We start from the raw sequence: 9,430 nt of genomic DNA on the forward strand, positions 1-9,430 counted from the left end.
ATTATCTGCACGTCAGGTATAGATTTGTTATAGAACACTTGCAGGATTCTTCGCAACCCCGACCTGAGGACACCCGGATGACCGCACGCGACTCGCGCACCCCGCTCTACGGCATCGCCGTCGCCGCCCAGCTCGTCGACCTGTCGGAGGCGACGATCCGACTCTTCGAGAGCAAGGGGCTTCTCGCGCCCGCTCGCAGTGACGGCGGCACGCGTCGGTACAGCGACGACGACATCACCCGCCTGCGTCGCGCGGCCGAACTCCGCGGGGACGGCATCAACATCGCCGGGATCGCGCGGGTCCTCGACCTGCAGGACGAGAACGCGGGCCTCCGCGAAGCCCTCGATGCGGACGGGCCGGGACGGGAGCGCCCCGTCCGCGACTGACACCCCGCCCATGCTCCGCGGACCGGGGAGCGCGGACGACGCCGCTACGCTTTCCGCATGGAAGCCGGGATCTTCTACGTCCTCGTCGGAGCCGTCGCCGTGGCCGCCGTCGCGCGGTGGCGAGGGTGGCCCGCACCGCTGCTCGTGACCGTCGTCGCGCTGGCCGCGTCGTTCCTGCCGTTCGTGCCGGAACTGGAGATCGACGGGCATCTGCTGCTCGGCCTCGTGCTGCCGCCGTTGCTGTACTCCGCCGCCCTCGACGTGTCGTTCGTCGGGTTCAAGCGCAGCCTCCCGCAGATCCGCCGTCTCGGGATCTGGCTGGTGCTGCTCACCGCGTTCGCCGTCGGACTCGTGGCCTGGTGGATCCTGCCGTCGCTCACGCTGCCGGGCGCGCTGCTGCTCGGGGCCATCGTCGCTCCGCCGGACGCGGTGTCGGCGGCGGCGATCGGTCGTCGTCTCGGTCTGCCCCGCCGCATCATGACGGTGCTGTCGGGGGAGAGCCTCATCAACGACGCGACCTCGCTCACGCTCTACCGGGTGTTCGCCGCGATCCTCGCCGGGGCGACCGTGTCGATCGGGGGCGGCGTCGGTCAGTTCCTCCTCGCGGTCGGCGTAGGGGTGGGGATCGGTCTCGTCTTCGGGATCGTGCTGCATCAGCTCCGGATGCGCATCGGCGACCCCGTCGTGATCGGCACCTTCGGTCTTCTCGCCCCGTTCGGTGCGTACAACATCGCGGAGCATCTGCTCGGCTCCGGCGTCCTCGCGGTCGTGGCCATGGGCCTCTTCGTCGGCTTCAACGCCCCGCGCACCGACTACACGACCCGGCAGCAGGAGGCGCCGCTGTGGCTGTCGGCCGACCTGCTGCTGGAGAGCTTCGTGTTCGCCTACATCGGCCTCCAGTTCCCGCGGGTGCTCAACGACCTCGGCAGCGAGTCGGTGGGGCACATCCTCCTGCTCTCCGGCGCCGTGCTGCTCGTGGTGCTCGTCGTCCGGCCGCTCTACATCTACCCGATCAGCGCGTGGTCGAACTTCCAGGACCGCCGCCGGCTCGCACGCATGGACCGTGGCATCGCGTCCGGGGAGTTCGACGAGCGTCGTCGGCGGTCCCGGCGGTGGCGCGACCAGAGCACGGACGAGCTGCGGACGCAGATCGTGCGGGAGCGCATGGCGGGTCTGCGGCTCACGTGGAAGGACAACGCGGTCATCTCCTGGGCGGGCATGCGCGGCGTGGTGACCCTGGCGATCGCGGTGGCCGCCGCCGACCTGGCCGGCCTCGACACCGAGGCCGCGCACGCCATCGTCGTGGTCGCCTTCATCGTCACCGTCGGCACGCTCCTGCTGCAGGGGCTCACGCTGCCGCTGCTCATCCGGCGCTTGGAGATCGCCGGGGATGAGGAGCACGAGGAGGACGTCGCGGCGCTGGAGACGGTCAAGGCCAAGAGCCGCGAGGCGGGCAAGGCCTATCTCGCCGAGAAGCGTCGGGAGTGGGAGCAGAAGCACGGCGAGGTCGACCTCGGCATGTTCGACGCGTTCACGAAGCGCATGACCCGGGTGGAGAAGGACACCGACGACGCGCAGCAGGTCGAGGACACCGTGGCCCGCCCGTCCTACGACGACCTCGTCGCGCTGACCAAGGGATGGCTGCAGGTGCGACGGGAGATCCTCGTCGCGGAGCGCGATGCCGGGGAGCTCGACGAGGAGGTCATGCGGGAGCTGCTGGCCGCGATGGACGCCGAGGAGCTCGCGCTCGACACCCGCGGCGCGACCCGCCCCCTGAGTCGCAGCTGACCCCTCCTTCCCCTCGACCCACCCCCTTCCGGTCGACCCACCCCTCTGCGACCGCCCGCAACGGGCCGGGACGCACGCAAAGGGGTGGGTCGACGGGGTGGGGAGGGGAGACAAGAGCGCCCCACCTCCGGAAGGAAGTGGGGCGCTCGTGAGGAGACCGGGTCAGCGCGCGCCGGCGGGCTCCGGGGTGGAGGCGGCGTCGGCCTCGGGGGCGTCGTCGCCGGAGTCGTCGGCGAAGGGCAGGCCCTCGCGGGGTGCGTTGTAGAGCTCCTCGTCGAGGATGCCCTCGCGCTTCGCGACGATCGCGGGGACGAGTGCCTGACCCGCGACATTCACGGCCGTACGGCCCATGTCGAGGATCGGGTCGATCGCGAGCAGCAGACCGACACCCTCGAGCGGCAGTCCCAGGGTGGACAGCGTCAGCGTGAGCATGACGACCGCGCCCGTGGTGCCGGCGGTGGCGGCGGAACCGACGACCGAGACGATCACGATCAGCAGGTACTGCACGAAGTTCAGCTCGATGCCGAAGAACTGCGCCACGAAGATCGCGGCGATGGCCGGGTAGATCGCGGCGCAGCCGTCCATCTTCGTCGTCGCGCCCAGCGGCACCGCGAACGAGGCGTAGGAGCGGGGGACGCCGAGGTTGCGCTCGGTCACGCGCTCCGTGAGGGGGAGCGTGCCGATCGAGGAGCGGCTCACGAAAGCGAGCTGCACTGCGGGCCACACACCCGAGAAGTACTGCTTGATGGACAGGCCGTGCGTGCGCACCAGGATCGGGTACACGACGAAGAGCACGAGCGCGAGGCCGATGTAGACCGCGCCCGCGAACCAGCCGAGCGACGCGAGCTTCTCCCAGCCGTACTTGATGACGGCGGAGCCGATGAGGCCGAACGTGCCGAGGGGCGCGATGCGGATGATCCACCACAGCACGCGCTGGATGACCTTGAGCAGCGACTCGGTGAAGACGAGGAACGGCTCGGCCTTCTTGCCGGCCTTGAGCGCCGCGATGCCGACGACGGCCGCGACCACGATCACCTGGAGGATGTTGAAGCCGACGCTCGAGGTGAACGCACCCTCGGTGGCGCCGGGGGAGGTGCTGACGGTCAGGCCGAGGAAGTTCTGCGGGATGAGACCGAGCAGGAAGTTCCACCAGGTGCCGACCGTGTACGGCTCGCCGGGCTCCAGGCCGTCGCCGGCGTGGCTGCCCGGCTGGATCACGAGGCCGAGGACGATGCCGATGATGACCGCGATGAAAGCGGTGATCGCGAACCACAGGATCGTCTGGCCGGCGAGGCGGGCGGCGTTCTGCACGCGACGGAGGTTCGAGATGCTGGCGACGATCGCGGTGAAGATCAGCGGGACGACGGCCGCGCGGAGCAGCGTCACATAGGAGCTGCCGATCGTGTCGAGGGTGCCCGACAGGGCGGTCGGGTTCTCGGCCGTGGCGCCGAGCTGGCGGCCGATCAGACCGGCGGCGATGCCGAGGACGAGGGCGGCGATGATCTGGAAGCCGAACGAGGTCAGCAGCTTCCGGACCGGCCCGCGGGTGTCTGGCGCCTTCTGGGCGCGTGCGGTGGTGCTCATTGAGGTGGGGACTCCAGAATCGCGGCGCGCCGGGTGCACGCCATGAGGCTCAACGCTAGGAGAGCCTGAGAATTCCCTGGGCGGATATGACGAAGGATGACGGCCGCCCTCCCGAGGCCGTCATCCCTCGCTGCGATCCCGCCCTCAGGGCGTGACGCAGTCTTGGAGGTTGTCCTGGATGATCTGGGTCGTCAGGGCCTTGTCTGCCTCGTCCCGCTGCTTGTCCTCCCCGTCGGCGATGTAGCCGAGCGTCTCATCACTGAGGTCGGAGTCGACCAGGGCCTCGGCCAGGCAGGTGGCGGCATCGTCGGTCATGGCCTCTTCCTGCGCGGTGCCCTCGAAGACCTTCTGGATGCCGTCGGCGACATCGTCGACCGAGGGGCGGCTCTCTCCGGCGCAGGCGGCGAGGGAGAAGGCGAGGGCAGCGGCCGGGACGATCGCCAGGAGGCGGAGGCCGCGACGCGAGGGGGTGCGGGTGCTGATCATGGGACGACCGTATCCACTCACAGCCGACTCATAGTAGGGGCTTGCAATCCACTGTGTGACCGTGCTCGCCCTTCCGCCGACCCACCCCTCTTCGTGCGTCTCGGCCCCCTGCGTGCGTCCGCAAGAGGCCGGGGCGCGCTCAAGGGGGCGGGTCGACGGGAGTCAGCGATCGGCGAGGACGAGGAGGTCGCCGACCTCGCAGTCGAGCGCCTCGCAGATGGCCCGCAACGTGGAGTAGCGGATCGCGCGGGCGCGGTCGTTCTTCAGCACGGACAGGTTCACGATGCTGACGCCCACGGCGGCGCTCAGCTCCGTCAGCGTCATCCCGCGAGCCGCCAGCAGCTCGTCCAGACGGCAGTGAATGCCCGTGAACTCGTCGTCGCTCTCCGCCGGGCTCACACCAGCCCCTCCGTCTCGCGCTCCAGGGCGGCCCGCTCCTGCTCCACGCGCATGCCCTGACGGAACACCGCGGCGAGGGCGAGGAGGCCGAGCGCCGCGGCGAACGGCACCGGTGTCACGGTGAGCCAGTAGGTCTGCGGATACCCGGTGCTGTCCGCCGGCAGGGCCTCCCGCAGTCCGGTGGTGGCGGCGATGCCGTTGAGGAGGTCCGAGAGAACGCCCAGCACCCCGAACGCGATCGCACCCCCGACGAGGGCGCGGGTCACGGTGCGGGAGAACGCGCGGCCGCGGAGGGTGTGGAAGCAGATGAGCGCGAGGACCACGGCGGGGATCGTGGTCAGGGCGAGGGTGCTGAGCTGTGCGGCCGCAGCGAGGAGGCGCAGCCCGAGCGAGGCGTTGCCCACCGTGAAGTCCGACAGCTCCGTGCCGCCGCAGGTGAGCATGGTCGTCGTGCTGTCGCCGTACTCCGAGCACGGGAGGCTGGAGGGCCAGTCGAGGAAGACCGTCGTCGCACCGTGCAGCTCCGCCCAGTCCACGGTGAAGGCCTTGACGACGATGACCACCGCGCCTAGCGCGGAGAGCGTGATCCACCACCCGGACAGCGTGAGCGCCGCGTCGAGGGCGACCGTGCGACTGCCACGGCGACGGCTGTTCCAGACCACGAGGGCGACGACGGCCGCGCAGACCGCGAGCGCGATCCCGATGTTGAGCAGAGACGGCCAGACGGCCTCCGAACCGAACGAGATCATCAGACCAGTCCCTCCGTCTCCTTCTCCAGCACGACCTTCTCCTGTTGCAGCCGGATACCGCGACGGAAGGCGACGGCGATGAGGCCGACGGTGACCCCGGTGGCGAAGATCGGCGCGATCGCCCAGAACTCGATCGGGTGCACGGGTTCCCCGTCGCCGAGGCCGAGCGCCGCGGTCACGCCGTTGCGTCCCATCGTCTCGAGCATCACGATCGCCATCGGTGCGAGCACCAGTGTCCAGCCGATCACGTCGAAGGCGCGCGCATTGCCCGGCACGAAGAACCGTCCGCGGAGGAAGTTCCAGGCGACGAGCGTGACCGCGCCGATCACGGCGACGGCGGCCAGGGCCCACAGCGCGATGGCGGCGACGATGGCGGCGATCGACACGCTGTTCACCCCCGTCGCGAAGACCATCGCCTCCTGCGCGATGCCCTCGATCGAGATCTGCCCGGAATCGGTGGTCGCCGAGATCGGCTGCTCGTCGATGGGGAGCGTCCACGCGATCCCGTCGTCGCGGAAGGTGCCGCCCACGCGGAGCACCGTCGCGATGCCGACGGTCACGAGGGCCGCCGCCGCATAGAGGATGACGGTGATCGCATCGGCCCGCTCGGAGCGGGTGGCGGTGGCTGCCATCAGACCAGTCCCTCCGTGTCGCGCTGCAGGCGGCGGCCGATGGTGAAGACGCCGGCCACGAGAGCCAGCGCGAACGCCCACCCGACGGGTGCGAGATCGAACTCCATGAGCAGCGTCCACAGGACGTCCTCGACCGCGGGGTCGGTCGCGGCGAGGTCCTTCACGATCTCGGCCCGGCCGATGCCGCCGGCGAGCTGGCCGAACAGCGTGCCCGCCATCAGCAGACAGGCGGCGACGGCGAACATCCACCCGAGGGAGGCGCGGAACGGGCGGGAGCGGATGAGGGAGACGCCCAGCCACCAGACCACCGCGCACAGGGCCACGGTGGCGAGCGCGGGCAGCGCCGTCTCCAGCAGCAGCAGCCAGCGGGCGCCCGTGGGTGGCGCGGTGAGGGTGACGAGGGCGGAGTCGACGGCGGCGCCCTCGATCCCGCCCACCCCGTCGAGCGCGAAGAGGTCGACGTCGTGCACCGGCATCGCGACCGTGGGCGACGGGGAGAACAGGGCGCCGGCGGCCTGGGCGACCGCGACGATGGCGCCGATCCCGACGCCGACGGCACCGGTGGCGATGAGCCCGAGCGCGATGCCGTCGGCGAGCGAAGGGCGTCTTTCCGTGGCGAGCATGTGCTCCTCCTGTGGGTCGGTGTTTATCGACTTTCGTTAACATAACGACTGTCGATAAACCCGTCAAGGCCTCGCTATGCCCACGGCGAACACGGGCATACCCGCCATTTCTGGTCGTTACTCTCGATGTACAAGCGCTTCATGCGTCTTCGCCCCGTGCGAATAAGGAGTCAACATGTTCGAGAGATTCACGGACCGAGCCCGTCGAGTGGTCGTCCTCGCCCAAGAAGAGGCGAAGATGCTCAACCACAACTACATCGGCACCGAGCACATCCTGCTCGGCCTCATCCACGAGGGCGAGGGCGTCGCAGCCAAGGCGCTGGAGTCGCTCGGCATCTCCCTCGACGCCGTGCGCGAGCAGGTGCAGGACATCATCGGCCAGGGTCAGCAGCAGCCGACCGGCCACATCCCGTTCACGCCCCGCGCCAAGAAGGTGCTCGAGCTGAGCCTCCGCGAGGCCCTGCAGCTCGGTCACAACTACATCGGCACCGAGCACATCCTCCTCGGCCTCATCCGCGAGGGTGAGGGCGTGGCCGCTCAGGTGCTCGTCAAGCTGGGCGCCGACCTCAACAAGGTGCGCCAGCAGGTCATCCAGCTGCTCTCCGGCGCTCCGGGCCGCGAGCCCGCGTCCGTCGGCGCGCAGTCCAACGACACCCCCTCGGGTGCGCAGGGCGGCTCGCAGGTGCTCGACCAGTTCGGTCGCAACCTCACGCAGGCCGCGCGCGACAACAAGCTCGACCCGGTCATCGGGCGCGAGAAGGAGGCGGAGCGGGTCATGCAGATCCTCTCCCGCCGCTCCAAGAACAACCCCGTCCTGATCGGCGAGCCCGGCGTCGGCAAGACCGCCGTCGTCGAGGGCCTCGCCCAGGCGATCGTCAAGGGCGATGTGCCCGAGACGCTGAAGGACAAGCAGCTCTACTCGCTCGACCTCGGCTCGCTCATCGCCGGGTCCCGCTACCGCGGTGACTTCGAGGAGCGGCTGAAGAAGGTCACCAAGGAGATCCGCACGCGCGGCGACATCATCGTCTTCATCGACGAGATCCACACCCTCGTGGGTGCGGGCGCCGCCGAGGGCGCGATCGACGCGGCCAGCATCCTCAAGCCGCTGCTCGCGCGCGGTGAGCTCCAGACCATCGGCGCCACCACGCTCGACGAGTACCGCAAGCACTTCGAGAAGGACGCCGCGCTCGAGCGCCGCTTCCAGCCGGTGCAGGTGAACGAGCCGACGCTGCCGCACGCGATCAACATCCTCAAGGGGCTGCGCGACCGGTACGAGGCGCACCACAAGGTGCAGATCACCGACGGTGCGATCGTGGCCGCGGCGAACCTCGCCGACCGCTACGTCTCCGACCGCTTCCTCCCGGACAAGGCCATCGACCTGATCGACGAGGCTGGCGCCCGCCTGCGTCTGTCGATCCTGTCCAGCCCGCCCGAGCTGCGTGAGTTCGACGAGAAGATCGCCGCCGTGCGCGAGCAGAAGGAGATCGCCTCCGAGGAGCAGGACTTCGAGAAGGCCGCCTCCCTGCGCGATGAGGAGAAGAGCCTCCTCGCCGAGCGCCTGCGTCTGGAGAAGCAGTGGCGTGCGGGCGACGTCGCGACCCAGGCGGTCGTCGACGAGGGTCTGATCGCCGAGGTGCTCGCCCAGGCGACCGGCATCCCCGTGTTCAAGCTGACCGAGGAGGAGTCCAGCCGACTCGTCTTCATGGAGAAGGCGCTGCACCAGCGCGTCATCGGCCAGGAGGAGGCCATCGCGGCCCTCTCCAAGACCATCCGTCGTCAGCGTGCCGGCCTCAAGGACCCGAAGCGTCCCTCCGGCTCGTTCATCTTCGCCGGCCCCACGGGCGTCGGAAAGACCGAGCTGGCCAAGGCGCTCGCGGAGTTCCTCTTCGACGACGAGGCCGCGCTCATCTCGCTCGACATGAGCGAGTTCGGCGAGAAGCACACCGTCTCGCGGCTGTTCGGTGCCCCTCCCGGGTTCGTCGGCTTCGAAGAGGGCGGTCAGCTCACGGAGAAGGTGCGGCGCAAGCCGTTCAGCGTGGTCCTCTTCGATGAGATCGAGAAGGCCCACCCGGACATCTTCAACTCGCTGCTGCAGATCCTGGAAGAGGGTCGCCTCACCGACGGTCAGGGTCGGATCGTGGACTTCAAGAACACGGTCATCATCATGACCACGAACCTCGGTGCGCGTGACATCGCCGGAGGCCCCGTGGGCTTCCAGATCGAGGGCAACAACGCCACGAGCTACGAGCGGATGAAGGGCAAGGTCAACGAGGAGCTCAAGCGGCACTTCAAGCCCGAGTTCCTCAACCGCGTCGACGACATCATCGTCTTCCCGCAGCTGAGCAAGAGCGAGCTGGTGCAGATCGTGGACCTGTTCACGAAGCGCCTCGGCGAGCGTCTGCTCGACCGCGACATGACGATCGAGCTGTCGCAGTCGGCCAAGGAGCGCCTGATCGAGATCGGCTTCGACCCGGCTCTGGGTGCTCGTCCGCTGCGTCGCGCGATGCAGCACGAGATCGAGGACCGTCTGTCGGAGAAGATCCTGCACGGCGAGCTCGACTCGGGCGACCACGTGAAGGTCGACGCGAAGGACGGGGAGTTCCTGTTCGAGCACGGCCCGCGCGGCGAGAAGGTCGCGGTCGGTGTCAACACCGGCGGCGGCGCGATCTCCGGCACGCCCGACCTGGCGATCACCGGCAACGACTGATCCTCGACCCGGTCACCCGAAGGGGGGGGGGGGGGGGCGGGGCCCCCCCCCCCGGGGGCCCCCCCCCCCCCCCCCC

General features: G+C 69.5%; 9 protein-coding genes. 3 read left to right on the forward strand and 6 right to left on the reverse strand.

The genetic code is table 11. From position 1 onward, the window contains the following. The first annotated feature begins 77 nt into the window (after nucleotides 1-77). Together M4D53_RS08395 and M4D53_RS08400 are read left to right on the forward strand one after the other, a co-directional pair. Nucleotides 78-386 (forward strand): MerR family transcriptional regulator, encoded by a 309-nt coding sequence (locus tag M4D53_RS08395; RefSeq protein WP_259953411.1) that lies wholly within the window; start codon nucleotides 78-80, stop codon nucleotides 384-386. 57 nt (nucleotides 387-443) lie between these two features. Continuing rightward, a complete protein-coding gene (locus M4D53_RS08400) occupies nucleotides 444-2,174 on the forward strand; it encodes a cation:proton antiporter (RefSeq protein ID WP_187662443.1) in 1,731 nt (576 codons plus the stop codon). A 162-nt stretch (nucleotides 2,175-2,336) separates the two neighbouring features. Here the strand turns inward: M4D53_RS08400 and M4D53_RS08405 are convergent, their stop codons facing one another. From M4D53_RS08405 to M4D53_RS08430, 6 genes are all read right to left on the reverse strand, one after another. Continuing rightward, entirely contained in the window at nucleotides 2,337-3,758 is a 1,422-nt protein-coding gene (locus M4D53_RS08405; protein ID WP_187662442.1) for a dicarboxylate/amino acid:cation symporter, read from the reverse strand. 144 nt (nucleotides 3,759-3,902) lie between these two features. Next, a complete protein-coding gene (locus tag M4D53_RS08410; protein ID WP_259953414.1) occupies nucleotides 3,903-4,244 on the reverse strand; it encodes a hypothetical protein in 342 nt (113 codons plus the stop codon). Between the two features lie 162 nt (nucleotides 4,245-4,406). Next, nucleotides 4,407-4,643 carry a helix-turn-helix domain-containing protein gene (locus M4D53_RS08415; protein ID WP_060922489.1) on the reverse strand — a complete coding sequence of 79 codons (237 nt, stop codon included), beginning with the start codon at nucleotides 4,641-4,643 and terminating at the stop codon, nucleotides 4,407-4,409. Beyond that, nucleotides 4,640-5,392, reverse strand: a complete 753-nt coding sequence (locus M4D53_RS08420) for a hypothetical protein (protein ID WP_259953415.1) — start codon at nucleotides 5,390-5,392, stop codon at nucleotides 4,640-4,642. The genes M4D53_RS08415 and M4D53_RS08420 overlap by 4 nt, the downstream gene beginning before the upstream one ends. Continuing rightward, a complete protein-coding gene (locus M4D53_RS08425; protein ID WP_259953416.1) occupies nucleotides 5,392-6,024 on the reverse strand; it encodes a hypothetical protein in 633 nt (210 codons plus the stop codon). The genes M4D53_RS08420 and M4D53_RS08425 overlap by 1 nt, the downstream gene beginning before the upstream one ends. After that, on the reverse strand, nucleotides 6,024-6,647 hold the full coding sequence (locus tag M4D53_RS08430; RefSeq protein WP_259953417.1) for a hypothetical protein: 624 nt from the start codon (nucleotides 6,645-6,647) through the stop codon (nucleotides 6,024-6,026). The genes M4D53_RS08425 and M4D53_RS08430 overlap by 1 nt, the downstream gene beginning before the upstream one ends. A 175-nt stretch (nucleotides 6,648-6,822) precedes the next feature. Here M4D53_RS08430 and M4D53_RS08435 point away from each other — a divergent pair, with 175 nt between their 5' ends. After that, a complete protein-coding gene (locus M4D53_RS08435; RefSeq protein WP_071329948.1) occupies nucleotides 6,823-9,354 on the forward strand; it encodes an ATP-dependent Clp protease ATP-binding subunit in 2,532 nt (843 codons plus the stop codon). The last annotated feature ends 76 nt before the right edge of the window (nucleotides 9,355-9,430 follow it).

The sequence above is a fragment of the Microbacterium meiriae genome (assembly GCF_025143875.1).
In the GTDB taxonomy this organism is placed as follows: domain Bacteria; phylum Actinomycetota; class Actinomycetes; order Actinomycetales; family Microbacteriaceae; genus Microbacterium; species Microbacterium meiriae.